Origin of the sequence: Actinoplanes sp. NPDC020271, from assembly GCF_044388125.1 — a bacterium.
In the GTDB taxonomy this organism is placed as follows: domain Bacteria; phylum Actinomycetota; class Actinomycetes; order Mycobacteriales; family Micromonosporaceae; genus Actinoplanes.
In genome coordinates, this window is sequence record NZ_JBIRWQ010000043.1 from 1 (window position 1) to 25,907 (window position 25,907).

At 70.9% G+C, this 25,907-nt stretch carries 19 protein-coding genes and 1 tRNA gene; 9 read left to right on the forward strand and 11 right to left on the reverse strand.

The genetic code is table 11. From position 1 onward, the window contains the following. Window positions 1-120: 120 nt before the first annotated feature. Window positions 121-1,824, reverse strand: coding sequence for a potassium channel family protein (locus ACH442_RS45000; RefSeq protein WP_396344332.1), 1,704 nt, complete (start codon window positions 1,822-1,824; stop codon window positions 121-123). Window positions 1,825-1,947: 123 nt separating this feature from the next. On the opposite strand from ACH442_RS45000, the gene ACH442_RS45005 reads away from it, so the two are divergent. Together ACH442_RS45005 and ACH442_RS45010 are read left to right on the forward strand one after the other, a co-directional pair. Continuing rightward, window positions 1,948-2,814, forward strand: a complete 867-nt coding sequence (locus ACH442_RS45005) for a hypothetical protein (protein ID WP_396344333.1) — start codon at window positions 1,948-1,950, stop codon at window positions 2,812-2,814. An 83-nt stretch (window positions 2,815-2,897) separates the two neighbouring features. Next, window positions 2,898-3,392: an MSMEG_6728 family protein gene (locus ACH442_RS45010; RefSeq protein ID WP_396344335.1), complete on the forward strand. Its 495-nt coding sequence runs from the start codon at window positions 2,898-2,900 to the stop codon at window positions 3,390-3,392. On the opposite strand, the gene ACH442_RS45015 is transcribed toward ACH442_RS45010, so the two are convergent. Continuing rightward, window positions 3,332-3,766: a GNAT family N-acetyltransferase gene (locus ACH442_RS45015; RefSeq protein ID WP_396344336.1), complete on the reverse strand. Its 435-nt coding sequence runs from the start codon at window positions 3,764-3,766 to the stop codon at window positions 3,332-3,334. The genes ACH442_RS45010 and ACH442_RS45015 overlap by 61 nt on opposite strands. Before the next feature lie 63 nt (window positions 3,767-3,829). Here ACH442_RS45015 and ACH442_RS45020 point away from each other — a divergent pair, with 63 nt between their 5' ends. Then, window positions 3,830-5,482, forward strand: a complete 1,653-nt coding sequence (locus ACH442_RS45020; protein WP_396344337.1) for a PQQ-binding-like beta-propeller repeat protein — start codon at window positions 3,830-3,832, stop codon at window positions 5,480-5,482. Window positions 5,483-5,672: 190 nt separating this feature from the next. Here the strand turns inward: ACH442_RS45020 and ACH442_RS45025 are convergent, their stop codons facing one another. Beyond that, window positions 5,673-6,758: an ABC transporter ATP-binding protein gene (locus ACH442_RS45025; protein ID WP_396344338.1), complete on the reverse strand. Its 1,086-nt coding sequence runs from the start codon at window positions 6,756-6,758 to the stop codon at window positions 5,673-5,675. A gap of 136 nt (window positions 6,759-6,894) precedes the next feature. Here ACH442_RS45025 and ACH442_RS45030 point away from each other — a divergent pair. After that, window positions 6,895-6,968, forward strand: a tRNA-Thr gene (locus tag ACH442_RS45030). 600 nt (window positions 6,969-7,568) lie between these two features. Continuing rightward, window positions 7,569-8,531, forward strand: coding sequence for a thaumatin family protein (locus tag ACH442_RS45035; RefSeq protein ID WP_396344339.1), 963 nt, complete (start codon window positions 7,569-7,571; stop codon window positions 8,529-8,531). Between the two features lie 135 nt (window positions 8,532-8,666). Here the strand turns inward: ACH442_RS45035 and rlmB are convergent, their stop codons facing one another. The 5 genes from rlmB to ACH442_RS45060 all read right to left on the reverse strand — a co-directional run bounded on the left by rlmB (window position 8,667) and on the right by ACH442_RS45060 (window position 17,390). Continuing rightward, a complete protein-coding gene (gene rlmB, locus ACH442_RS45040) occupies window positions 8,667-9,797 on the reverse strand; it encodes a 23S rRNA (guanosine(2251)-2'-O)-methyltransferase RlmB (RefSeq protein ID WP_396344340.1) in 1,131 nt (376 codons plus the stop codon). After that, on the reverse strand, window positions 9,797-11,212 hold the full coding sequence (gene cysS, locus ACH442_RS45045) for a cysteine--tRNA ligase (RefSeq protein WP_396344341.1): 1,416 nt from the start codon (window positions 11,210-11,212) through the stop codon (window positions 9,797-9,799). The genes rlmB and cysS overlap by 1 nt, the downstream gene beginning before the upstream one ends. A 66-nt stretch (window positions 11,213-11,278) precedes the next feature. Next, entirely contained in the window at window positions 11,279-12,934 is a 1,656-nt protein-coding gene (locus ACH442_RS45050; RefSeq protein WP_396344342.1) for a S8 family serine peptidase, read from the reverse strand. An 84-nt stretch (window positions 12,935-13,018) separates the two neighbouring features. Next, entirely contained in the window at window positions 13,019-14,374 is a 1,356-nt protein-coding gene (locus ACH442_RS45055) for a class II fumarate hydratase (protein ID WP_396344372.1), read from the reverse strand. A gap of 61 nt (window positions 14,375-14,435) precedes the next feature. Continuing rightward, complete coding sequence (locus ACH442_RS45060) at window positions 14,436-17,390, reverse strand: BTAD domain-containing putative transcriptional regulator (protein ID WP_396344343.1); 2,955 nt, start codon at window positions 17,388-17,390, stop codon at window positions 14,436-14,438. 307 nt (window positions 17,391-17,697) lie between these two features. Here ACH442_RS45060 and ACH442_RS45065 point away from each other — a divergent pair, with 307 nt between their 5' ends. Continuing rightward, window positions 17,698-18,195: a hypothetical protein gene (locus tag ACH442_RS45065; RefSeq protein WP_396344344.1), complete on the forward strand. Its 498-nt coding sequence runs from the start codon at window positions 17,698-17,700 to the stop codon at window positions 18,193-18,195. A gap of 307 nt (window positions 18,196-18,502) precedes the next feature. Here ACH442_RS45065 and ACH442_RS45070 read toward each other — a convergent pair whose 3' ends face one another. The 3 genes from ACH442_RS45070 to ACH442_RS45080 form a co-directional block, all read right to left on the reverse strand. After that, the gene (locus ACH442_RS45070) at window positions 18,503-20,161 is read right to left on the reverse strand and encodes a fumarate hydratase (protein WP_396344345.1); all 1,659 of its coding nucleotides are present in this window, start codon (window positions 20,159-20,161) and stop codon (window positions 18,503-18,505) included. A 70-nt stretch (window positions 20,162-20,231) separates the two neighbouring features. Further along, window positions 20,232-21,506 (reverse strand): hypothetical protein, encoded by a 1,275-nt coding sequence (locus ACH442_RS45075; protein WP_396344346.1) that lies wholly within the window; start codon window positions 21,504-21,506, stop codon window positions 20,232-20,234. A 62-nt stretch (window positions 21,507-21,568) separates the two neighbouring features. Continuing rightward, window positions 21,569-22,054: an Lrp/AsnC family transcriptional regulator gene (locus ACH442_RS45080; RefSeq protein WP_396344347.1), complete on the reverse strand. Its 486-nt coding sequence runs from the start codon at window positions 22,052-22,054 to the stop codon at window positions 21,569-21,571. A 134-nt stretch (window positions 22,055-22,188) separates the two neighbouring features. Here ACH442_RS45080 and hppD point away from each other — a divergent pair, with 134 nt between their 5' ends. From hppD to hisC, 3 genes are read left to right on the forward strand one after another with little or no spacing between them, the layout of a single operon-like run. After that, window positions 22,189-23,307, forward strand: coding sequence for a 4-hydroxyphenylpyruvate dioxygenase (hppD, locus tag ACH442_RS45085; RefSeq protein WP_396344348.1), 1,119 nt, complete (start codon window positions 22,189-22,191; stop codon window positions 23,305-23,307). Between the two features lie 60 nt (window positions 23,308-23,367). Then, a complete protein-coding gene (locus tag ACH442_RS45090) occupies window positions 23,368-24,453 on the forward strand; it encodes an RDD family protein (RefSeq protein WP_396344350.1) in 1,086 nt (361 codons plus the stop codon). After that, window positions 24,450-25,532, forward strand: coding sequence for a histidinol-phosphate transaminase (hisC, locus tag ACH442_RS45095; RefSeq protein WP_396344351.1), 1,083 nt, complete (start codon window positions 24,450-24,452; stop codon window positions 25,530-25,532). The genes ACH442_RS45090 and hisC overlap by 4 nt, the downstream gene beginning before the upstream one ends. Window positions 25,533-25,907: the final 375 nt, after the last annotated feature.

Sequence of the window (25,907 nt, forward strand, 5' to 3'; positions counted from 1 at the left end):
CGAAAGGGTTGATTCGGGCGTATCGGCCAGCCGTAGCCGAGATTGCGTGTTCTCAACCCTCCGATAACTCACCTAACGTTATTAAAACGTCCAGTTAGACCGCGTCCGGCCGGACGCGGTCTAACCGGTAAGGGCCCGCAGCGCCCGCTGGCGGGCGACCACCAGCACGCGGTCACCCCCGGCGAGCACCCGCCGCGGGTCCGGCCGCCAGTCGATCCACTCCTGGCCGGCGGCCGACATCCCGATCACCCGCGCCTGCCCGGGCTCGTCGACGTCGCTGAGCAGCGCACCGTCCAGTTCGGACCCGTCGAGCACGGTGACCGTGCCGACCAGCAGCACGTGCCGGTCGACCGGGATGCTCGCGTGCACGTTGCGTTCCACCAGGGCTGAGGCGAACACCGGCGCGCAGAGCCGGGACACGCTGCGGGACGTGCTGATGTCGAAGGCCGCCCCGATCCGCTGCGCGAAGTCGTCGTCGAAGAGCCGCAGCACCACCCGCAGGTCGTCACGGATGGCCCGGGCGTGCAGTGCCGCCTGCAGGTTCACCGGGTCGTTGGTGGAGACCACGACCAGTGCGCGGCAGGTCGCGAGCTGCGCCGCCTGCAATGTCTCCTCCCGGGAGGCGTCGCCGACGATCACCGGGATGCCGCGGCGCTGGGCGGACTTCACGCCGCGCGCGCCGGCGTGCCGATCGATCGCCACCACCCGCACGCCGAGGTCGTGCAGCTGTCGCAGCACCTGGGTGCCGACGTTGCCGAGCCCGACCAGCACGACGTGGTCGCGCAACTGCCCGGTGAGCCGCCCCTGGCTGAGCGCGAGCCGCGCGTTCACCATGCCGTCGACCACGGCCGCCGTGATCAGCGGGAGCAGGGCCAGCCCGGCGACGGTCAGCACCAGCTGGGCGGCCTGCGCGACGGCGTTGCGCTTGTCCTCCACATCGGACGCGCCGACCGCGGTCATCAGCGTGACGTAGATCGACTGCCAGAGGTTGTGGTGGGTGTCGTCCCAGACGTTCAGCACCGCGCCGGCCAGCACCGTCGTCACCAGGGTGATCAGGACGGCGACGCCGAGCTTGCGGTTGAGCGCGGCCCGCAGCGCGCGGGCGAACGCGGTGAACGGGCGGCGCCGGCGGCCGGAGCGGGCCAGCAGGCGACGGGTCACGTCGCCCTCGGCCGAGGTCCCGACCGCTTGGGCCAGCACCAGATCGTCGGCCCCGGCTGCGCTCGACGCCGGCTCGGCCGGGAGCACGGTCACCTCGTCGCCGGTCGCGGTGGCCAGGGTGACCATCACGCGGTGGGCCGGCACGTCGGCGCGGTGGGCGACGTAAAGCGTACGGTCGCCGTGGCGGAAGTGGGTCGGCGCGACCTCGCCGAGCGCCGCCGCGACGAACGCCGGCCCGGCCATCTGCGCGTCGGAGAGCACCACGCTGTCGGGGAAGATCCGGCTCACGCTGCCGGCCAGTCCGGTGGCGAACATCCGGACCACGACCCGCAGCTTCTCCTCCACTTCGCGGGCGCAGAGCGCGGCGTGCAGGTTGACCATGTCGTCCGGCATGACGAGGGCGAGCGCGGCCGCCCCGGCCAGCCCGGCGTCGCGGAACGTCTGCTCGTCGAGCCGCTCGGCGTGCCGCAGCTCGACGCCGCGCGCTTCCAGGGTCCGCAGATCCGGGACATCGGCGCGGATCTTGTGCGGAGTGATCACGGTGAGCCTGATCCGATGGCGGGAATTCGCCAACTCCTCGGCGAGTGTCCACACCAGGGCATCGGCGCCGCAGACGACCAGGTGGGGACGGTTGTCAGCGTCGGAAGGGATCAAGGCACTCACGTTCACGAATCGTAGTCAGCCGTTACCGCCTGGTGGGGACGCCCGTTGCCCCATCCGACACCATTCGTCCGAGTTGGTGGGTATTCCAGCAATTCATCGTCCGAAGTGGTCGGGAGAAAATCAGTGCGTAAGTTGTGGTATGCCGGAGCCGGAGTGATCGCCGGTGGGCTCCTCTTCCTCGGGGCCGCGCCCGCCCAGGCGTCCCCCCAGCGGCCCGGAGCGGCCGATGCGGTCACGCCGTACACCAGCGCGATCGGCAACGTGCTGGCCGACACCAACGGTCTGCGCCTGTCCAGCCCGATCGGCACCGACCCGCTGGGCCGCGAGCCGCTGCTCACCGTGTCCCGCGGCGACCAGCAGCTCTTCCCGGTCAAGGCGGGCCGCACCAACCGGCCCGAGGACCGCCCGGAGAGCAGCCGGTTGAGCACCCTCCCGGCCGCCGACGTGGTCGGGACCGAGATGCCGAAGACGGCCGGCGTCCCGCTCACCGACACGAACACCGGCTCGGTACGCCTGCCGCTGGTCGGCCGCCTGCCGATCGTCGGCGGTCTCCTCCCGGACGGCAGCCGCACGACGGAGAGCGCACCGGCCCGGACCGGGCTCGTGCAGGACCTGACCGGGATGCCGCTCGGCGGTTCGCCGGTCGCCGCGGCCGACCTGCTCCCGGAGGCGGACGCCACGGGCAGCCCCGCGCCGGGGGCCTCGCCGTACTCGTCGACCGCGGCCCGGCCCGGCATGGTCTCGCCGTCCGCGGACGTCCCGTCCGTGGTGACCCCGTCCGCCGTCATGCCGTCCGCCGAGGCGCCGGTCTCCGTCGCGCCGTCGTCGGTCGCCCCGTCCTCGGTGGCCCCGGCCTCGGCTGCCCCGGCCTCGGCTGCCCCGGCCTCGGCTGCCCCGGCCTCGGCCGCGCCCTCCGAGGCGCCGTACACCAAGGCGTCGGACGACCCGCGTCTGCTCGAGGAGCCGGTCGAGGGCCTGACGACCCGCTGAGCCACCCCGGACCAGGAGCGCGTGCCCGGCCGGGCGCGCGCTCCTCGGCGTTTCAGCACCTTTCAGCCGGGCAAACTGCGTCGATGCAGACCTTTCTGCCGTACCCGGACTTCCTGGCGAGCGCGAAGGTCCTGGACCAGAAACGGCTCGGCAAACAGCGGGTGGAGACGATCCAGGTGCTGCGCGGGCTGACCGTGCCCGGCTACGGATGGCGGCACCACCCGGCGGTGCGGATGTGGCGCGGGTACGAGGAGGCCCTGGTCCGTTACGGCCTGGCGATGTGCGAGGTGTGGACGGCCACCGGTCACGCCGACACGTGCGCCGGGACGCTCGTCGCTGACCTGCGGGAACGTACCGGGATCGGCACTGTCCGGACCCAGCCGGAGCTGGCCCGGGTCGTCGCGCTGCCGGCCTGGCTCGGCGACGAGGAACTGCACCGCAGCCACCGGTCGGCGCTGATCCGCAAGGACCCGGACTTCTACCGCCCGATCTTCGGGGACGTGCCGGACCACCTGCCCTACGTCTGGCCCGGCGACTCGGCCAGCAGATCCCAGCTCAGCAGCGTGAACGTGGTCTGATCGGAGGCGCCGGCCGACCGGTAGGTGGCCTGCGCGGCGACGTTGTCCAGCTCGGTCGCCACCCACATGCCGTAACACCCGTTCTTCCGGGCCAGCTCGGCCAGCGCCCCGACCAGCGCCGACCCGATTCCCTGGAGCCGGGCGATCGGCGCGACGGCCAGCTCGTAGATCAACATCTCGGTGCCCTTGTCCGGGTGCGTCGTCTCGACGCCGGAGATCATCCCGACCGGCCGGTCCGCGTCGTCGTAGGCCAAGAGCAGATGGTGCGTCGGGTCGCTGAGGAACCGCCGGGTCGCCTCGGGCAGCAGCGGCTCGTCGAAGAGATCGGCCGCTCGGTCGATCTCCTCCGCGGCGGTCACGCGTTCGATGCGCATGGCGACACCCTAGCCACGGGTAAGTCCGGCGTCAGCACCATTTCTGCTCGTGAGCGGCCGGGGATGGCGCGCACCGGCTCGGTAGCATGGCGGGCCGGAACCACGACGGTGGAGGCGACGACGATGCCCGGCTCCGAGCCCCAAAATCAAGACCAGGACAATTTGGCGTACGCCACGGGCACCGCCGCTGCCGCGGCCCCGGCACCCACCCCGCCGACCGTGCCGCACACCCCGGAGTACGCGACGCCCGTCGACCCCTGGGCCGAAGGTGAGGCGCAGGCCCGGGCCTCGGGCACCCCGCTGCCGTACTCGATGGACCCGCCGGCCGCGACCGTGCCCGCCTACCTTCCGGCCGAGCCCGGGGGCGGCCCCGCGTCGTACCGGAAAAGGCTCTGGATCTGGGGTGGCAGCGCCCTCGCGGTGGCCGTGGCCCTCGGCGTGACCGCCGCCCTCGTGCTCCGGCCGGACTTCCCGGCTCTCGACTTCCAGCCGCTGCAAGAAGTCACCCGGCTGCAGCCGGTCGCGCCGATCACGTCCGGCTGGTCGGACGCCGAGGTGCTCGGCGACCGCGCCTACTTCGCCGGCGTCGACGCGCAGGGCCAGGTCGGTGTGACCGCCTTCGACATCGACGCGAAGCGCGCCGCGTGGACCAGCCAGCCGGCCGGTGTCGCGCGCGGCTGGGCCCAGATGATCGCCCTGCCGGACGCCGTCGCGCTGATCTCCGACCCGGATTACACGACGAGCCGCGCACGCCTGGTGATCCTCGACGGCAAAACCGGAAAACTGCGCTGGGAGTACGGTCTGGGCAGCTCCGACACCGTGCACTTCGGCAACGGCGTGGTCCTGGTCGTGGACCGTCAGCAGGGTGCGCTGCACGGTCTCGACCTCGCCACCGGCGAGGAGCGCTGGCAGTCCGCCAACCCGGACGGCTCGGCCTCCAGCACCGTCCTCGACGTGACCACGCCCGCCGGCCTGACCGGCCCGGCCGGCTCCCGCGGACGACCGTTCGAACCCGAGCTGACCGATGACGATCAGGTTGTGCAGATCGCCGGCGACCGTTCGGCACGGGTGATCGACCTCGGCACCGGCACGGTCGGCAAACCCCGCGCCGACGTGGCCTACACCAGCGACAAGATGGTCGCGCACGATGGCCGGCTCTTCGTCGAGGAGTCCGGCACCGACCGGCTGCTCGCCTACGACCTGGCCGAACTCGCCACCGCCGAACCCGCCATCCTCTACACCGCGCCCAAGGACGCCCAGGTCGACGCGCTGACGCCGTGCGGCGGCGAACGGATCTGCTTCGTCGAGACGGCCGGCTACGCCCGGGACAAGGCGCAGGTCGTCGCATACGACCTGAAGAAGCACCGGGAAGCGTGGCGCCGGCCCGCAGCCGGTGCGGAGACACTGGTCCCGGTCGGTGACGCGGTGCTCGCCGTCGCGGACGACACCACGACCCTCTTCGACGTGAACGGCGAACCGGTCTGGTCCGCGACACCCGGCGCCGCGGTACGCCTCGACGCCGGCAACGTCCTGCAGTTCTCCGACACCCTGTCCACCTCGGTCGGCGACCGGACACTGGTCGGCGTGCACCCCGGCGACGAGCCGGTCCAGCTCGGGTTGCTGCGGGACGTGCGCAGCGGCACCTGCGCGTGGAACGCGTCCGTGCTGGCCTGCGTCGCCGAGAAAGACTTCGTCGTCACCCGCTTCGCCGGCTGAAGCCCAGGCACCCGCGCGCCGGACCATCGGCCCGCGACCGCCGCACTCCCCGGCCCGCGCACGCGGCTCGCGGTCATCGGCCGGCTCTGCGGGGTGTCGGCCGGGCCGGGCAACACCCCGCAGAACCAGCCGGGAGCAGACGCGAAAAGGGCCGCCCGTCGCCGGGCGGCCCTTTCGTTCAGACGCTGGTTCAGATGCGGATGCCGGAGCCGGCGTTGAAGACGTGGATCGCCTCCGGGTTCGGCTTGACGTAGACGGTCTCACCCATCGACGGCATGAAACGACGCTCGGTCCGGACCACGAAGCGCTCCTGAGCGCCTTCCAGGTCCGAGTGACCGTAGACGTTCGCGTCCGAGCCGAGGTCCTCGACCAGGTCGACGACGATCGGCAGCGCGCCGACCTGGTCGGTCACGATCTCCGCGGCCTCCGGACGGAAACCGACGGTGACCTTGCCGTCACCACCGGACGCCGCGGCGACCTGCTCGCGGGTCAGCGGAACGGCCAGCGAACCGAAGTGCGCGCCGGCCTCGCTCAGCTTGACCGTCTTGATGTTCATGGCCGGAGAGCCCATGAAGCCGGCGACGAAGACGTTGCCGGGGGTGTCGTAGAGCGCCCGCGGGGTGTCCACCTGCTGCAGCACGCCGTCCAGCATGACCGCGACCCGGTGACCCATCGTCATGGCCTCGACCTGGTCGTGCGTGACGTAGACGGTGGTGACACCGAGCTTCGCCTGCAGCGTGGCGATCTGCGAACGGGTCTGGACGCGGAGCTTCGCGTCAAGGTTCGACAGCGGCTCGTCCATGAGGAACACCTGCGGCTGACGGACGATCGCGCGACCCATCGCGACACGCTGACGCTGACCACCGGAGAGCGCCTTCGGCTTACGGGACAGGTACTCCTCGAGCTGAAGCAGGCCGGCGGCCTCCTTCACCGCGCGGTCGATCTCCGCCTTCGGGGTCTTGCGCAGCTTCAGGGCGAACGCCATGTTCTCGTACACCGTCATGTGCGGGTAGAGCGCGTAGTTCTGGAACACCATCGCGATGTCACGGGACTTCGGCGGGAGGTGCGTGACGTCCTTGTCGTTGATCAGGATGCGGCCGCGGTCGACATCCTCCAGGCCGGCGAGCATGCGCAGGCTGGTGGACTTACCACAACCGGACGGGCCGACCAGGACGAGGAACTCGCCGTCGCCGATCTCGAGGTTCAGCTCGTTGACCGCGGGACGCTCAGAGCCCGGGTAGATCCGGGAGGCCTTCTCGTACGTGACGGTAGCCATGGTGAATCGACTTCCTTTCCACCGGCAGGAACGTGCCGGACGATCCGAGTAGAAGGAACAGCCCCGCCACCGTATTTGGTTTTAACAGTCCTGCCAAGATGGCGATCCGTTTTGAGGACGTTATGCTGAGCTCCGCGCCTCCATAGCTCAGTTGGCTAGAGCACCCGTCTTGTAAACGGGAGGTCCTCGGTTCGAGCCCGAGTGGGGGCTCAAGGACGGGTGTCTGTGTCCGCGGGGAGCGCGGACCGGGGTCTTTCGCTTTGCTAGCCCGGGGGCCGAGCCCCCGGACCCCCGCGTTACGGTCGGCTGCGGGTGGGCTTTGGCTTGGCTCAAACCCACAGACCTCGCGTTGCTTCGGCTGCGGGTGGGCTTTAACCCAGGAACCTCGCGTTGCTTCGGCTGCGGGTGGGCTTGGCTTGGCTTCAACCCAGGGACCTTGCGTTGCTTCGGCTGCGGGGGCTTTGGCTTGGCTTGAACCCACGGACGCTCGCGTTGCTTTGGCTGCGGGGGCTTTGGCTTGGCTTGAACCCACAGGATTTTCGTTGCTTGGCTGTGGGTGGGCTTTGGCTCGGGACCCGAAACGGCCATCCCCGTGAACGGCCGTTTCGGGTTGAGGGTGCTGGCGTGCCACCGGGTCGTCGTGGCGCTCCGCTGTGGAGAAACCTAAAAGATTCATGCCGGTCAGGTCGGCTCCCCGACGGTCGTGGCACGAATCCGGGAGGCAGTCCGGGTTTGTGTTATCCGGGGGCCTCCGGGGCGCTCTCCTGTAGGGCAGGGGCACGCCGACGAGGGACGGTAGAAGTGGGCAGAGTGGCAAGGCCGGGCACGAAGTGGACCCGGAGCGTCGCCGCGCTGGCGACAGCGCTGCTGGTCGCATCCCTGGTGGGGTGCTCGACCGGCGGTGAGGGGGCGACGGTCCCGGTGGCCGAGGCGACGACGCCGGCCGTCACGACCACCGGCGAGTCGGCGCCCGCGCCGGTGTCACCCAGCGCGGTCACGCCGAGCAGCGCCAAGCCGTCGCCGGCGAAGACCTCGAAGGCGCCGGCGAAGAGTACCGTCCCGGTGCACGCCGCCGGTGCGCACACGGTGACGATCGTGAACGCCACCCAGCAGACGCTCTGGGTCGCGGCCACCCAGCAGAAGGAGCACCCGATCGCGAAGACGCGGTGGACGCTCGCCCCGGGCGAGTCCACCAGCGTGAAACTGCCGACCGGGTGGGGTGGCCGGATCTGGGCGCGGGCCGGCTGCAGGACCGACGGGAGTGGGCGGAACGTCTGCCTCTCCGGGTACTGCGCCGACAGCGAGAAGTGCGTGCAGCCCGACCCGGCGCCGACCACGCTGGCCGAGTTCGCCCTCGACGCATGGGGTGGCATGGACTTCTACGACGTGAGCATGGTCGACGGCTCGAACCTGCCGATGTGGATCAATATCTTCCACACCGTCACCAAGGATCCGGTGAGCGCCGAGGGCTGCTCCCAGCAGGGCTGCGCCAAGCCGGTCGACTGCCCGGCCGCGATGCGGGTGACCACGGGCGGATCGACCGTGGCCTGCAAGAACCCGTGCACGGCGTTCAACACCGACGAGACCTGCTGCCGGGGCGCCTGGGCCGGGCGGGAGAAGTGCGTGCCGTCCAAGTGGAAGGTCGACTACACGCAGGTGTTCAAGAAGGCGGAGCCGTACGCGTACTCGTACGCCTTCGACGACTCGGCCACGATGTCCTGCAAGGGCGCCTGCGACTACCGGGTCACGTTCGGGCTGAGTCCCTCGGCATGAAAGACGGCCACCCTCCGTACGAGGATGGCCGTCTCTTGATCGTGAATCAGTTGTCGCTGGGCGAAGTGACGTGGCAGCTGGTGCCGACCGCGGTCGTCGATCCGGCCGGCCTCGCACCGGCCGGATCGACGCAGGTCAGGCCAGCGAGCGGCGGCGGGACACCTCGGCCAGCGTGACCGCGGCAGCGACGCTGGCGTTCAGCGACTCGACGTCGGAGGCCATCGGGATGCTCACCCGCAGGTCACACGTCTCCCCGACCAGGCGGGACAGACCGCGGCCCTCGGAGCCGACGACCACCAGCAGCGGACCGACCGCGGCTTCGAGCTGGTAGAGGTCGGTCTCGCCGTCCGCGTCCAGGCCGATCGCGGTGAAGCCCTGCTTCTGCGCCGACTTGATCGCTCGGGTCAGGTTGACCACCTGCGAGACCGGCACCCGGGCGGCCGCACCGGCGCTGGTGCGCCACGCGGTCGCGGTGATGCCGGCGGCCCGCCGCTCGGTCATGAAGACGCCGTGCCCGCCGAACGCGGCCACCGACCGGATCACCGCGCCCACGTTGCGCGGGTCGGTGATCCCGTCCAGAGCGACGAGCAGCGGCGCGGTCTGCTCCAGAGCGGCGGCGACCAGGTCGTCGAAGTTCTCGTAGGCGAACGGCGGAACCTGCAGGCCGATGCCCTGGTGCAGGACTCCGCCGGTCAGCCGGTCCAGCTCGTTGCGGCTGATCTCCAGGATCGGGATGCCCCGGTCGCCGGAGGTCCGGACGGCCTCGGCCACCCGCTCGTCGATGTCGATGCCCTGCGCCACGTAGAGCGCCGTCGCCGGCACCAGCGCACGCAGCGCCTCGACCACCGGGTTGCGGCCGAGCAGCAGCTCGGGCCCTTCCTTGGTCGGGTTGGACCGGCGCCCGGGCGCAACCCGCGGGCCACGCGGACCGGCCGCCCGGCCGCCGCTGCCACGAGTGGTCTGGGTCCGGGTGATGCCGGGGGCGCGACCGCCGCCACGACCCCACGTGGTGTCCTTCGTGCCGGGCTGGCCGACCTTGGGCGCGCGGCCCTCGGCGGCCGCGGCGCGGCGCTCCTTGTCCTGCTTGCGCGCGGTCTTCTCGGGCAGTTTCTCGGTGCCCGAGTAACCCTTGTGCCAGGGGCGCTCGTCGGCGGGCAGCGTCTTGCCCCGGCCCTTGAGACTGGCACGGTTCTTGCCGCCGGAGCCGCCCGACGCCCCCTTCTTCGAGGTCGTCCGCTTACTCGCGTTGAATGAATTACCCGGCATCAGTGCTGCTCTCCTACCGTCCAGCGCGGACCGGCCGGAGTGTCCTCCACCTGAATACCCGCGTTCTTGAGCTGGTCCCGCATCTGATCGGCGGCCGCCCAGTCCTTCCGTGCACGGGCCTGCGCCCGCTGTTCCATCGCCAGCGCGACGAGACCGTCGACCACCGGCTTCAAATCGTTGCCGCCCTCGCCGCCGCCCCAGCCCTCGTCGAGCGGGTCGAGGCCGAGCACGCCGAGCATGGCCCGGACCGCGGTCAGCGCGCCGCGGATGGCCGGCTCGTCCCCGGCGGCCAGGGCGGTGTTGCCCTCGCGGATCGTGTCGTGCACGACCGCGAGCGCGGCCGAAGTGTTCAGGTCGTCGTTCATCGCCTCGGCGAACGCCGGCGGGACCGCCTTGGGGCGGCCCGGGCCGACGACCTCGGCGGCGCGGTGGACGAAGCCCTCGATCCGCTTGTACGCCACGGCGGCCTCTTGCAGCGCCTCGTCGGTGTAGTCGATGCGGGAGCGGTAGTGCGGGCTGCCCAGGTAGTAGCGCAGCTCGACCGGGCGGATCCCGGACCCGACCACGGCTTCCAGGTCGATGACGTTGCCCAGCGACTTGCTCATCTTGGACTTGCCCAGGTTGAGCAGGGCGTGGTGCACCCAGAACCGGGAGAAGCCGAGGCCGGCCGCCTTGGACTGGGCCAGCTCGTTCTCGTGGTGCGGGAAGGTCAGGTCGAGACCGCCGCCGTGGATGTCGAACTCGTCACCGAGGTAGCGACGGGCCATCGCGGAGCACTCGATGTGCCAGCCGGGACGGCCGCGGCCCCACGGTGACGGCCAGTACGCATCCTGCGGCTCGTCGGCCTTGACGCCTTTCCAGAGCGCGAAGTCGCGCGGGTCGCGCTTGTCCCGTTCCGGCGCGTCCTCGGCGGGGCGCATGTCGTCGGGCTTCTGGCCGGAGAGCGCACCGTATTCCGGGAAGGAGCGGACGTCGAAGTAGACGTCGCCGTTGCCGCCCGCGGCCGGATAGGCGTGCCCGCCCTCGATCAGCGCGGTGATCAGGTCGTGCATCTCGGTGATGTGCCCGGTGGCCAGCGGCTCGTAGGTGGGCGGCAACACGTTCAGAGCGTGGTAGTCGCGGTCGAGCAGCAAGCGGTTCTCGTAGGCGATCGCCCAGTACGGCCGGTTCTGCTCCAGCGACTTCTGCAGGATCTTGTCGTCCACGTCGGTGACGTTGCGGATGAACGTCACCTCCAGGCCGGTGTGCAGCAGCCAGCGGCGCAGCACGTCGTAGTTCACGGCCGAGCGGAGGTGGCCGATGTGCGGGGAGGACTGCACGGTGACGCCACACAGGTAGATCCCCACCTGACCGGGCGTCGACGGGACGAAGTCCCTGACCGATCGGGTCGCGGTGTCATACAAGCGCAGAGTCACCGTACAAGGGTACCGACCGGGGCGATCGAATGACCGCCCCGGTCGTCCGACACTTCAACGCCCTACTCAGCGGCCGCCGACCGCCGCGTACGCGTCGACGATGCCGTAGCCGTAGAACCCGTTGAAGTTCCTCCCGCCCTCACAGAGCGCGTCCCACTCGGCCGACCGCCCCTCCTGGGCGTAGCTGACCAGACGCGGCGTCGGGCACTCGTGCTCGGCCGCCGTGCGGTAGAGGATCTGCTCGACCAGGTCCGGCGCGAGGGTCTTGCCGCCCCGGCGAAGGTCCGGGACGCCGTACCGGCTGACGATCAGGGCGCCGACCCCGGCCGCGTGCGGCGTGGCCATCGAGGTGCCCTGCAGGTACGTGTAGTAGCCGCACTTGCCGACCTTGGTGCAGTCCTTGAAGGCCAGGCCCTCGCCGGCCGCCGTGATGTTGCCGGCCTCGTCGGCCAGCCCTTCCTCCTGCAGCACCTTCAGCGGGTAGGTGGAGAGGATGCGGTTGCCCGGCGTGTTGTAGGTGTCGGTGCCGAAGCCGTCGCGAGCGAACCCGCCCGGCGCCGCGACCGAGATCTGCTCCAGGCCGTAGTTGGAGTAGTCCGCCTTGCGGGTGGACGGGCCGACCGCGGAGACGCCGATCACGTGCGGGCCCTCGACCGGCAGGTCCCAGCAGGACGAGTTGTCGATCGGCCGCGAGTACGGGTCGCCGCCGTAGTCCGGGCTGGAGACGTCGGTGCGCGGCTTGCCCAGGTCCTCGTGGTTGTTGCCGAGCGCGCCGAACATGGTCACCCCGCGGGCGTGGGCATAGTTCAGCGCCCGCTTCATGCCCGTGATGATCGCCTTCTGCTCGGCCTGCTGCTCGGGGTTGTCGGCCGGGTTGGCCGTGCAGTTGTAGAGCCACGGGTCGACGTAGAACGACATGTTGACCACGTCGATGCCCTTGTCACCGGCGTAGGTCAGGGCGTTGACGACCGGGTCGAGGAAGAAGTACCCGGAGTCCTGGCCGCCCTTGAGCTCAACCAGGCTGACGTCCGGCGCGACGCCGGAGACGCCGACGCCGTTGAGCGCGGCGCCGATCGTGCCGGCCACGTGCGTGCCGTGCCCGCCGTCGTCGGTGCCGGCCGGGTCGAGGCAACTCGCCACCTCACACGGGCCGTCGATGTCGACGATGTCGGGCGCGAAGTTCTTGGAGAGCCGACGGTTGAAGTTGGCCGCGAGGTCCGGGTTCGAGGCGTCCAGGCCGGTGTCGAGCACGCCGACTGTGACGGCCTTGTCGCCCTTCTCGATCTTGCGAGCCTTGTCCGCCTTGATCATGGACAGGCCCCAGAGCTTGTCGTCCAGCGGGTCGGCCTTGGCCGGGCCGTGGCCGCCCTTGCCGCCCTTGGACGTCAGACCCTTCTCGACCTTCTCCACGCCGTTCGGCGAATACCCGATGGCCTTGCGCTCGCTCGCGCCGATCAGCTCGGCCGAGGCCGTCGCCTTGCTCTCGAACTTCGCGTCGGTCGAGGTCACCCGGTAGACGCCGACGGCGTCGTTACCGCTGACGACGGTGCCGCCGGCGGCCTTGATCGCCGCCGTCGCATCCGTGGCGGAGACTCCGTCGGCGGCCACGACCGTGTAGTCGGTGACGGCCGTCGGCTCCGCCTGGGCGGAGCCTGGGACCGTGGTAAGGAACGCCAGACCCGTCAAGGTGACGACGGCTCCGACAGTGAGGCGTCTTCTCATGGAATGCGCTTCCTCCCCCAAAGAAATAGATCTCCGCATCCCATCGAGAAAGGTCGCTGAGCGCAAGGTCGAGGGCTGTCTATTTTACGGGCGTGTCATCTTCAGAACATCGAGCGCCTGGTCGAGCTGCTCCTCGGTTAGGGTGCCCGAGCTGACGTGCCCGCGTTCGATGACCACGTCGCGAATCGTCCGATCGGTGGCGAGCGCCTGCTTCGCGATGGCGGCCGCCTCGTCGTACCCCAGGAAGCGGTTGAGGGGTGTGACGATCGACGGCGAACCCTCGGCGTAACCCCGGGCGACGTCCTCGTTCGCCTCCAGGCCGATGACGCAGCGGTCGGCGAAGAGCCGGGCCACCGCGGCCAGGAGCCGGATCGACTCGAGCACGTTGCGGGCCATCACCGGGAGCATCACGTTCAGCTCGAAGTCACCCTGGGTGCCGGCGAACGCGACCGTCGCGTCGTTGCCGATCACCTGCGCGGCGACCTGCCGGACCGCCTCGGGCACCACCGGGTTGACCTTGCCCGGCATGATCGACGAGCCCGGCTGCAGGTCGGGCAGACGCAGCTCGCGCAGCCCGGCGCGCGGGCCGGAGCCCATCCAGCGGATGTCGTTGGCGATCTTGTAGAGGCCGGCCGCCACCACCCGCAGCTGCCCGGACGCCTCCACCAGCGCGTCGCGTGCGCCCTGCGCCTCGAAGTGGTCGCGCGCCTCGCTCAGCGGCAGGCCGGTCTGCTGCCGGAGCAGCTCGATCACCTTCGGCGCGAACCCGGGCGGGGTGTTCACCCCGGTGCCCACGGCGGTGCCGCCCAGCGGCAGCTCCCCGAGCCGGGGCAGGGTCGCGGTGAGCCGCTCGACACCGTTGGTGACCTGCCGGGCGTACCCGGAAAATTCTTGTCCGAGAGTGACCGGGGTGGCGTCCATCAGGTGCGTGCGGCCGCTCTTGACCACACCCGACCAGCTCTCCGCCTTCGCCCGCAGCGCGCCGGCCAGGTGGTCCAGAGCCGGGATCAGGGTGTTGGCGACCGCCTCGGTGGCGGCCAGGTGGATCGACGAGGGGAACACGTCGTTGCTGGACTGGGACGCGTTGACGTGGTCGTTCGGGTGCACCGGCCGGCCCAGTGCCCGGGACGCCAGGGTGGCGATCACCTCGTTGGCGTTCATGTTCGACGAGGTGCCCGAGCCGGTCTGGAAGACGTCGATCGGGAACTGGTCGTCGTAACCGCCGTCGGCCACGTGCGCGGCCGCGGTTGCGATGCTGTCCGCCAACTCCTTGTCGAGCACCCCCAACTCCGCGTTGACCTGCGCCGCCGCGCCCTTGATCCGGGCCAGGGCGTGGATGTGCGACGGCTCCAGGCCGCGCCCGGAGATGGGGAAGTTCTCCACCGCGCGCTGGGTCTGCGCCCGCCAGAGGGCGTCGGCGGGGACACGCACCTCGCCCATCGTGTCGCGTTCGATCCGGTAACCACTCACATCGTTCGTCACCGGACCATCCTCCCTCTGATCACCGCGCGGCGGATGTGATCCCGATCCGATCGTCGATCCGGGACCGGGGCGGTGGCACGCCCATCCGCTCGAACAGTTCACCGGCCTCGGCCCGGAGCCGCCCGGCCTCCGGGTCCCCCGGCTCCAGGCAGGCGGCGAGGCCGCTGAGGGCCCGCGCGACGTGGTACGGCGACTGCAGCCGTCGCGCGATGCCGAGTGCCGTCCGATACATCGCACGGGCGGCCGGCACATCCCCGGACGCGTGCAGGGTCGTCGCGAGGTCGCAGCGGTAGACCGACTCGTGCAGCGGATCGTTGACGGGCGCGATGGCCCGCAGCGCCCGGTGGTGCTCGGCGATCGCCTCGGGATAGCGGCCCTCGATCCGGTGCAGCCACGCGCGGTCGTTACCGGCGTCGGCCAGACCGGCCTGGTAACCGGCCCGCTCCATCACCCGCACGGCCACGTCGATGTACCGGTGGGCGGTCGCCGGCGTCATCGTGCCGTGCCGTACGCGCAGCCGCTGCAGCAGTAGCAGCGCGCTGCCGATCATGCCGTCGTTCCGGTCGTCGATCGTCGAGGCCAGCCAGGCCCGGGCGTGCCGCAGCGCCTCCTCGTAGCGCCCCAGCTGGGTGAGGGTGTTGACCAGCAGAGCCGACATGTTGATCATGTCGCTGCGCTCCGGGAGGCGGGCCCGCAGCTGCATCCGGCGCGCCTGCCGCAGCACCTGGACCGCCTCCACGAGACGGCCCTGGGTGTAGTAGATGTTGCCCAGATTGGCCAAGCCCTGCGCGCTGGCGCCGAGCTCGCCGAGCTCGGTGCGCAGCCGGATGGACATCCGCAGGAAGCCCGCGGCCTTGTCGATCTGGCCGCCCCGGCCGTACGCCGAGGCGAGATAGTTCGCCGCGGTGGCGATCGCGGACCGGTCGCCGGACGCCTCGGCCGCGGGCAGCGCCAGCAGGTGCAGCTCCCGGACGTCGTCGGTGTAGCCCCGGTAGAACAACGGGTACCAGGCCGCGCGCGGGATCCGCCAGGCGTAGTCGGTGCGGCCCGCGGCCATCGCCGCGGCGACGAAGTTGATCAGGTTCGGACGTTCACGCTCGAGTCGCGCGACCGGGTCCGGCACCCGCAGATCGGCTCGGGCCGGGCCGGGCGACCGGAGATCCCGCTGCAGGACCGGCCGGTAGCTGCCGAGGTTCGCGGCCGCCACGGCGTGCAGCTGGAAGTCGAGCACCGCGACAAGGGCGGCCGACCGGTCCTCCTCCGGCAGCTCGGCGGCGAGCGTCCGGGCGAACTCCCGCATCAGATCGTGCATGCGGAACAGGCCGGGCTCCGGCTCCTCGATCAGGTGCACGTCGACCAGGTCGTCCAGCATGTCGGCGGCGGCACCCTCGGCCAGATCGGCCAGCGCGGCCACCGCGAGCACGTCGAACTCCACCCCGGGGAACACCCCGAGCAGCCGGAACACGCGCCGCAGCGGCTCCCGGAGCTGCCGGTAGGTCAGCGTGAACGCCCGCGTCACGGTCCGGTCCTCGGCCGCCAGCTCGGGCAGCGCCGCCTCGCCCAGCCGCCGCAGCAGGTCGGACACGCGCCAGCGCGGACGGTGCGCGAGGCGGGCACCGGCCAGCCGGACCGCCAGCGGCAGGAACCCGCAGCGGCGGACCACCTCGGCCGACGCCGCCGGCTCGGCCCGCACCCGCTCCCCGGCGATCCGTTCCAGCAGCGCCACCGCCTCCTCCGGGGAGAGCATCGGCAGCGACTCGACCCGGACCCCGTCGAGCCCGGACAACCGCCGCCGGCTGGTGACCAGCGCCAGGCTGCCCGGCGCGGTCGGCAGCAGCTCGGCCACCTGATCGCTGGCGGCCGCGTTGTCCAGCACGACCAGCGCCCGGCGGCGGGACAGCTCGGTCCGCCACCGGCCGATCCGGTCCACCGGCGCGGCCGGGATCTCAGCCGCGCTGAGCCCGAGCTGGCGCAGCAGCACCAGCAGCGCCTCGGCCGGCTCGACCGGGTCGCGCTCGCTGTGGCCCTGCAGGTCGACGTAGAGGTGCGCGTCCGGGTAGCGGTCACCGGCGAGCGCGGCCACGTGCAGGGCCAGCGTCGTCTTGCCGCTGCCGGCCATCCCGTCGATCACCGCCACCATCGGGCCGGTCGCGCCGGAGATCTCGGCCGCCAGCCGCTCGACCTGCTCGGCGCGGCCGGTGAAGTCGCCGACGGTACGCGGGAGGCACCGCACCTGGCCGGCCTCCCGGGTCTGCGCGCCGACCTCCCCGTTGAGCACCTCGCGATGCCGTTTCTGCAGCTCCTCGCCGGGTTCGATGCCCAGCTCGTCGGCGAGCAGCTGGCGCGCCCGGCGGAACTCGGCGAGCGCGTCCGCCTGCCGGCCGGACCGGGCCAGGGCCAGCATCAGCTGCCCGCGCAGCCGCTCCCGCAGCGGGAACCGCTCGACGAAGACGCCCAGTTCACCGGCGAGCTCCCGCTCGTTGCCGGCGTCCAGTTCGAGGTCGGCCCAGTCCTCGACGGCGAGGGCGTACCGCTCGTCGAGCGCGGCGGCGGCCTGCCGCAGCGCCGGGACGTCCAGCTCGGCGCAGGCCGGGCCGCGCCACACGGCCAGCGCCGAGCGGAACTGCGCCCGGTCGCCGGACGCCCGGGCCCGCTCCACCGAACGGGCGAAAACCTCCGAGTCCAGATCATCCGGGCCGACCCGGATGCCATAACCCGCTCGATCGGTAAGGATCGCCCCGTCCGGTAGGATTCGTCGCAAACGCGATATACATGACTGCAGTTGCCCGCGGGCGGTCACCGGCGGGGCACTGCCCCACAACGCGTCGATGAGCTCACCCGCGCCGACGATCCGATTCGGATTGACGAGCAGCATCGCGAGCACGACTCGGTCACGACCCGCCGTGACGGCCACGGACTGTCCGGCCACGGTGACGGACAGTGGGCCCAGGATGCGGTAGCGCACAGTAGTCACCCCGTTCCCTGTGCGGGCATCGAGACTAACCGACCGGCGAGAGTGGATCGACAGCGGAACGAGAGTGGGTTACCGCAGAGTCACCTCAGAGCCGTTCCGCCGCCGATGCTTCCACATCGCCCCCAGAACGCGACGGGGCGGCCAGAGCTTTTGATCACGGGGGCGTTCAGCCCGCTCACGGTTACCGTGAGCGGGCTGTTCGTATTTCCGGCGATCACTCTCGGTTGGACGCGAGCCGGAACGGAACGTACCGTCGGGCGGGGCTCATCACCCCCGCGCTCTGCCCCCGACGAAGAGGATCGACGACATGCGACCCGCCATCCTGGCCGTGCTTGCCGGCGGCGTGCTGCTGACCGGTGCCGCCTGCGAGAGCGATGCGCAGGTTTACAACGCCGGCGCCCCGGCGCCGTCCGCCACCACGTCCCCGCCGCCGGACTACTCGGCCGACACCGCGCTGATCTGCGGGAAGCTGGACAAGATCTTCACCGGTGAGCTGGACGACTTCGGCACCGCGATCGGCAAGATGATCGCGTACAAGGAGGCGAAGCAGACCGACGACGTCGTCAAGGCGGAGAAGTCGGCCGCGGCCGAGCTGCAGTCGGCCGGTGCGCAGATCCGCAAGGAGACCAGCGTCGCGCAGAATCCCGAGCTGAAGCAGGCGGGCGAGACGTCCGCCGTGAAGTTCGAGACGAGCGCCAAGGACCTCAAGTACATCAAGAACATCAAGACCACCGCGGACCTCGACAAGACGCTGAAACCCCAGCTCGCCGAGTGGCTGAGCCCCGTCGCCGGCTACTGCGCCTGACCCCCGAGGATCAACTTCAAGATCTTCCTGTCCTCGGTCCGCCGGGGTACAGACCGTCGCTCCCGCGGGGACCCTTCCGGGCCGAGCAGGGCGCGGGGCGCCCAGAACGCTCAGCCCTCCAGGGCGACGTCCGTGGGTGGGCACGGTCAGAGCAACGAACCCGTCCACCAGGCGAGCAGCCCGCGCAGTCCCACCGCCCGCAGCCCGCGAGCTCCGCCCGAACCGCAGGCGGAGCTCGCGTGGGTACGGGCGGGCGTGGGTCGTGTCGCCTGTGGACGGGCGGCGAAAATGCCGTACCGGAAATCTTTCAGCGCTTGCCGATGCTCAGCATCGGTTTGGTGACCTCGGCGAAGAAGTCGTTGCCCTTGTCGTCGACGACGATGAACGCGGGGAAGTCCTCGACCTCGATCTTCCAGACCGCCTCCATGCCGAGCTCGGGGAACTCCAGCACCTCGACGTGGCGGATGCAGTCCTGCGCGAGGCGGGCCGCGGGGCCGCCGATCGACCCGAGGTAGAAGCCGCCGTGGGTCTTGCAGGCGTTGGTGACCTGCTGTGACCGGTTGCCCTTGGCCAGCATCACCATCGAGCCGCCCGCAGCCTGGAACTTCTCCACATAGGAGTCCATCCGCCCGGCCGTGGTCGGGCCGAACGAGCCGGACGCGTAACCCTCCGGGGTCTTGGCCGGGCCGGCGTAGTAGACCGCGTGATCGCGCAGGTAATCCGGCATCGGCTCGCCCGCGTCCAACCGCTCGGCGATCTTGGCGTGCGCGATGTCGCGCGCCACGACCAGCGGGCCGGTCAGCGACAGGCGGGTCTTCACCGGGTACTTGCTGAGCTCCGCACGGATGTCGGCCATCGGGCGGTTGAGGTCGATCCGGACGACCGGTTCCTCGGTGAGGTCGACGTCGGGCAGGAAGCGCGCCGGGTCGGTCTCCAGCCGCTCCAGCCACACGCCGGACGGCGTGATCTTGGCGACCGCCTGCCGGTCGGCCGAGCAGGAGACCGCGATCGCGACCGGGCAGGACGCGCCGTGCCGGGGCAGCCGGACCACCCGCACGTCGTGGCAGAAGTACCGCCCGCCGAACTGGGCGCCGATCCCGAAGTCGCGGGTCAGCTCCAGCACCGCGGCCTCCAGCTCGAGGTCGCGGAAGCCGTGCGCGAGCATCGAGCCGGCGGTGGGCAGGTTGTCCAGGTACTTCGCGCTGGCCAGTTTCGCCGTCTTCAGCGCGTGCTCGGCACTGGTGCCGCCGATCACGATCGCCAGGTGGTACGGCGGGCAGGCCGACGTGCCGATCAGCCGCAGCTTCTCGTCCAGGAACTGCATCATCCGCTGCGGGTTGAGCAGCGCCTTCGTCTCCTGGTAGAGGTAAGACTTGTTGGCCGAGCCACCGCCCTTGGCCATGAACAGGAACTTGTACGCGTCCGGGTGCCCGTTCGGGTCCTCGGCGTAGAGCTCGATCTGGGCCGGCAGGTTCGACCCGGTGTTCTTCTCGTCCCACATGGTCAGCGGGGCGAGCTGCGAGTAACGCAGGTTGAGCCGCGTGTACGCCTGGTAGACGCCGAGCGCGATGGCTTCCTCGTCGAGCCCGTCGGTGAGCACATGCCGGCCGCGCTTGCCCATCACGATCGCGGTGCCGGTGTCCTGACACATCGGAAGCACGCCGCCGGCCGCGATGTTCGCGTTGCGCAGCAGGTCCAGGGCGACGAACCGGTCGTTCGGCGACGCCTTGGGGTCATCGATGATCGCGCGCAGCTGGGCCAGGTGCGCCGGCCGCAGGTAGTGGGCGATGTCGTGCATCGCCTCGGCGGTCAGCTGGGTCAGCGCCGCCGGCTCGACGGTCAGGAAACGGCGGCCGCCCGGACCCTCCACGACGTCCACGCCCTCGTCGGTGACCAGGCGATACTCAGTGGTGTCGCCGCCGGTCGGCAAGAGCGGCGAGTAGGTGAAAGCGGCGCCTCTGCTCATGAGCGGCAAGCCTAGGCCAGCGGCCCGGGGCGATGCGAACCCGCACCCGGCATACGCGCCTGTCGGCGTGTCAGCTGTAGGGCAAATAGGCCATGTCACGCCCGGAAACCAAGATCAAACCACCTGGTGCGGCGGTGAAGACCTTCGACTCCGTGCGCACTTCCGCCTTTACCGTCCCATTGGTCGGATTCAGCGCGGTCACCCGTCCGGGAGAGACGACGATCACCGCGTACGGCGTGACCATCGCCCCCGCCTTCTCCCGCCCGTTCTGCCCCCATACCGCCTTGCCCCGCGCGAACGACCAGCCGCGCAGCGTGTCACCGGTGCGGATGACGGCATACCGGTCGTCGACGGCCAGCACCTCGGCCGACTTGTCGCCGTACCAGAGGATGCGTCCGTCCGACGCGTTGATCAGCTCCTGCCGGCCGTACGGATCGACGCCGAGCACCACGTCGTACCCACCGGCCGGGTCGCGGTCCTGCTTGCAGTCGCTCTCCGCGGTCCGCAGGTTGAGCCCGTCCCGCTTCCAGACCGTGCGGTTGTTCGGCGGCGAGGTGGCCACCACGCCGTAGTAACAGGTGCCGTCCTTGGCGGTCCCGGTGATCGTCAGCACCCGGCCACCGACCACGGCGATCCGCTGGTCCGGGCCGCTCTGCAGGGTCTGGACGAGCTTGCCGGTAGCCGTGTCGATCACCCGCACCTTCCCGTTGTCCGGCAGCCCCAGCAGCCCGGGCATCATCGCCGGCCCGGCCGCGTCGTCGTCCACGTCGCCGGTGCCGAGCCGGCGGGAGTCGGGCAGGTCCGGGTTCGCCGCGTGCAGCACGAAACCGATCCCGCCGGCCTCGGCCGACCACAGTCGCGTCCCGGCCCGCGGATCCCACGCGGTCAGCCGGCAGTCGTCGCCCGCGCAGTGCAGGTCGACGATCCCGTTCTGGTACGCCCACACCGCGCTCGCCTCGGTGTCCGACCGTTTCACCGTGCCGGTCCGCGCGTCCAGCACCTGATAACCCTTGGTGAGCAGCCGTCCGGTGACCACCACCGCGTCGCTGCCCTGCCCGGCGGTCACGGCCCAGTCCGCGTCGGACTGCCACGTCTTCACCGCCGTGGTCAGGTTGTACGCCTCCACCGACGTCCGGTACTCGACCACCACCGACTCGCCGACCACCGAGATGCTCTGCGGCGTGCCGCCGAGCCGCTGCTGCCAGCGGGTGCCGGGCGCGACCGGCCCGCTCGTGCTGACCCACTCCCACAGCTGTGGGAACGGGTTCCACACCCCGGTCGAGGCCAGCACGGTGACCGTGACGGCAGCGACCAGCGTGACTCCCTTCCAGGTGCCCGAGGCCATGCGCGCACACTAATGACCTCGATCCACAAGCCCCGCGAGCGTAGAAAGCCCGTGTCGTGGGCTTATATCCGAGTTGCGGCCTTGGTGAGTGGCACCGTCCGGTACGGGATCAGCTCGGCCAGCGCGATGATCGTGTGCGCCCGCGTGATCCCCTCGTAGCCCACGATCTGATCGATCACCCGCTGCAGGTCGGCGTTCGAGCGGGCCACGATCCGGCACAACAGGTCGCCGCTGCCGGTGATCGTGTGCGCCTCCAGGACCTCGGGAATCTCGGCCAGATGGCCGGCCACCGCGTCGTGCCCGTACCGCTGACTGATCTCCAGGGTCACGAAGCTCATCACCCCGAAGCCGATCATCGCCGGTACGACCTCGGGCCCGAACCCCTTGATCGCCCCGCGGGCGGTCAGCTTGTCGAGCCGCGCCTGGACCGTGCCGCGGGCCACCGAGAGCCGCCGGGAGAGCTCGAGCACACCGATCCGCGGCTCGGCCGCGAGCAACTCGATCAGCCGCGCGTCGAGCTCGTCGAGCTGCACAGAATGCTCGGTCATCCCGGGTTACCTCTCTACGTATTGCACAGATTGACCAGCGCTTTCGGCGACTCTTGCCCATCGGTGTGACCTGCGTCAACCTCGGCCGAGGACGCGCCGCTCACGAGGCGGTACCCGTAGTGACCGGAGGGACGATGCAACCCGAGACCCGCACCCCCGATGCCTTCCCCGTCAAGGGCGTCGACCACCTGCGCTTCCTGGTCGGCAACGCCCGGCAGGCCGCCCACTTCTACTCCACCGCGTTCGGCATGCGCTGCGTCGCGTACCGCGGCCCCGAGCAGGGCTTCCGCGACCACGCCGAGTACGTGATGGTCAGCGGGGGCGCCAAGTTCGTGCTGACCGGCATGGTGCACGCCGGAGCCCCCGGCGCCGAGCACGTGACGAAGCACGGCGACGGCATCTCGGACATCGCCATCGAGGTCCCGGACGTCGACGCGGCGTACCGGCACGCCACCTCGACCGGCGCCCGCGGGGTGACCGAACCGCACGACCTCAAGGACGAGAACGGCACCGTGCGGATGGCGGCGATCGCGACGTACGGCGACACCGTCCACTCCCTGATCGACCGCTCCGGATACGACGGCCCGTTCCTGCCCGGCTTCGTGGCCCGGGAACCGATCGTCGCCGTCCGCCCGAAGCGCTTCTTCCAAGCCGTCGACCACGTCGTCGGCAACGTAGAGCTCGGCAAGATGGACGAGTGGGTCGAGTTCTACCGCCGGGTCATGGGCTTCACCAACATGGCCGAGTTCATCGGCGACGACATCGCCACCGACTACTCCGCGCTGATGTCCAAGGTCGTCGCGGACGGCACCCGCAAGGTCAAGTTCCCGCTGAACGAGCCGGCCATCTCGCAGCGCAAGTCGCAGATCGACGAGTACCTGGAGTTCTACGGCGGCCCGGGCGCCCAGCACGTCGCCCTCGCCACCAACGATATCCTGACCACGGTCGACGCGATGCGCGGGGCCGGCGTGGAGTTCCTCAACACACCGGACTCGTACTACGACGACCCGGAGCTGCGCGCCCGGATCGGCCAGGTCCGCGTGCCGATCGAGGAGCTGAAGAAGCGGCGCATCCTGGTCGACCGGGACGAGGACGGATACCTGTTGCAGATCTTCACGGCCCCGGTGCAGGACCGCCCCACCGTATTCTTCGAGTTGATCGAGCGGCACGGCTCCCTCGGTTTCGGCAAGGGCAACTTCAAGGCGCTCTTCGAGGCCATCGAGCGGGAGCAGGAGCGGCGCGGCAACCTGTGACGTCCGTCAGGACGCTGGGCGCGCAGGGAACCGTCAGGCATACGTGGTAAAGGTTTGCGCATGAGTTCCCTTCCCGCGGGTTGGTACAAGGACCCGGCTGACACCAGCACCCAGCGTTACTGGGACGGTGAGGGCTGGCTGGGCAAAGCCATCCCGGCCGACGCGGTCCCGCCGGACGGGCCGCCGCCGGTGGAGGCGGAGCCCCCGGCGACACCGCCGCCGGCCCAACTGCCCCAGCCCGGGCAGTACCCGCCGCCGCAGCAGGGCTGGGCCTCGCCCGGGGCTCAGCCTCCCGCGGGCTGGCACCAGCCACCGGCACCCCCACCGGGCTGGCAGCAGCCGCCCCCCGGCTGGCAGCAGCCTCCCGCGGGCTGGCAGCAGCCTCCCGCGGGCTGGCAGCAGCCGCCGCCGAGCTGGCAGCAGCCCCCGGCGACGTTCCAGCCGCCCCCGGCGGGCTATCAGCAACCGCATCCCGGCTGGCACCAGCCGCCGATGCCGCACCCGCAGGCCTGGCCGCAGCCACCGCACGCCTACCTCTACCCGGCGCCGGAGGCGCGCCCGCACGGCCTGGCCCTGGCCGGCCTGGGTCAGCGCCTGGTCGCCCGGCTGATCGACATCGTCGTCGTCCTGCTGATCAACGTGGTGGTCAACGGCTGGTTCGCCTACCAGTGGTGGCAGGACTTCGACCCGATCTTCACGCACTACATGGACCAGGTCCGGGCGAACGTCGAGCCCGACATGATCGAGCCCACCGCCCGGATGTCCACGCTGCAGATGGCGATCATCCTGATCGCGACCCTGCTCTGGATGCTCTACGAGGTGCCGGCGATCGCGGGCCGCGGCCAGACCCTGGGCAAGATGATCGTCGGGATCAAGGTGGTCGGGGTGCACAGCACCGCCCCGATCGGGTTCCGGCGCGCGCTCGGCCGCTGGGCCCCGCTCGGCGCGTGGACCCTGCTCTGGTGGTGCCTGGTCGGGTTCGTGATGCAGTTCCTCTACTCGCTCTCCCCCACGTTCGACCAGCGGCTGCGGCAGGGCTGGCACGACAGGTCGGCGTCCACCGTCGTCGTCGCGGTCCCGCACGGCGCCGCCCAACCGACCGTCGAGGCCGCGCCGCGCGGCGACAACCCAGGAGGACCCGAATGACCCGCCTCACCCGCGCCGACCTGGACGCGCTGCCGGCGTACGTGCCCGGCAAGAACGTTGCCGACCTGGTCCGCGAGCTCGGCATCGCCGAGGCGATCAAGCTGGCCAGCAACGAGGTGCCGTACGGGCCGCTGCCCGGCGTGGTCGAGGCGGTCACCGAGGCGGCCCGGGAGATGCACCGCTACCCGGATCTGGGCGCTCTGCAGCTGCGCGACGCGCTCGCCGGGCGTTACGGGGTGGCCGCCGACCGCGTCGTCACCGGCTGCGGGTCCGTCGCGCTGGCCGAGATCCTGGTCAAGGCCACCTGCATGCCGGGCGACGAGGTCGTCTACGCCTGGCGCTCCTTCGAGGCGTACCCGATCATTGCGGCCGGCGCCGGCGCGACCAGCGTCCGCGTGCCGAACACCGGCGACCACGGGCACGACCTCACCGCGATGGCCGCGGCGATCACCGACCGGACGCGCCTGATCTTCGTGTGCAACCCGAACAACCCGACCGGCACCGCGCTGCGCAAGCCGGAGCTGGACCGCTTCCTCGCGTCGGTGCCGTCGGACGTGCTGGTGGTGCTCGACGAGGCGTACCGGGAGCTGGTCACCGACCCCGAGGTGCCGGACGCGCTGGAGACGTACGCGGACCGTCACAACGTCGTCGTCCTGCGCACCATGAGCAAGGCCTGGGGCCTGGCCGGCCTGCGGATGGGTTACCTGGTCGCCCAGCCGGAGGTGGCCGCGGCCGTGCGCAAGGTGCTGACCCCGTTCTCCACCAGCCTGGTGGCGCAGGCCGCGGCCCTCGCCGCGCTCGCCCAGGAGGACGAGGTGGTCCGCCGCTGCGGCCTGGTCACGGCCGAGCGCGAGCGGGTCACCGAAGGGCTGCGCAAACTCTCCGTCGACGTGCCGGACAGCCAGGCCAACTTCGTGTGGCTGCCGCTCGGCGACCGGTCCGCGGCGTTCGGCGCGGCCTGCGAGAGCCGTGGCGTGATCGTGCGCCCGTTCCAGCCGGACGGTGTGCGCGTCACGATCGGCACCCGGGAAGAGAACGACATGTTCCTGGCGGCGGCGGAGGCAGCGCTCAACGCCTGACCACCATCTGCGACAAGCCTGGCCGGTCCGCGAATCCGCCGCGGGCCGGCCAGGCTTTTCCTTGCGGCCGGTTACGACGTTAGCGGCTCCGGCCTGCAGTTTCGTCCTCTACATTCCGCATTGGCCCCGAACGAGTGGCCTTTGCGACCCCTACGCCGTGCCCTGCCGGTCACCCGGCTGCGACATGGCCCAGCCGGTGGCCGACGACGGTCCGGCCACGCCGGTCAGTGCGCCGCGCCGACCTCGCCCCAGACCCGGTGGTGACCGACGACGGCCCAGCCACGCCGGTCAGTGCGCCGCGCCGACCTCGCCCCAGACCCGGTGGTGACCGACGACGGCCCAGCCACGCCGGTCAGTGCGCCGCGCCGACCTCGG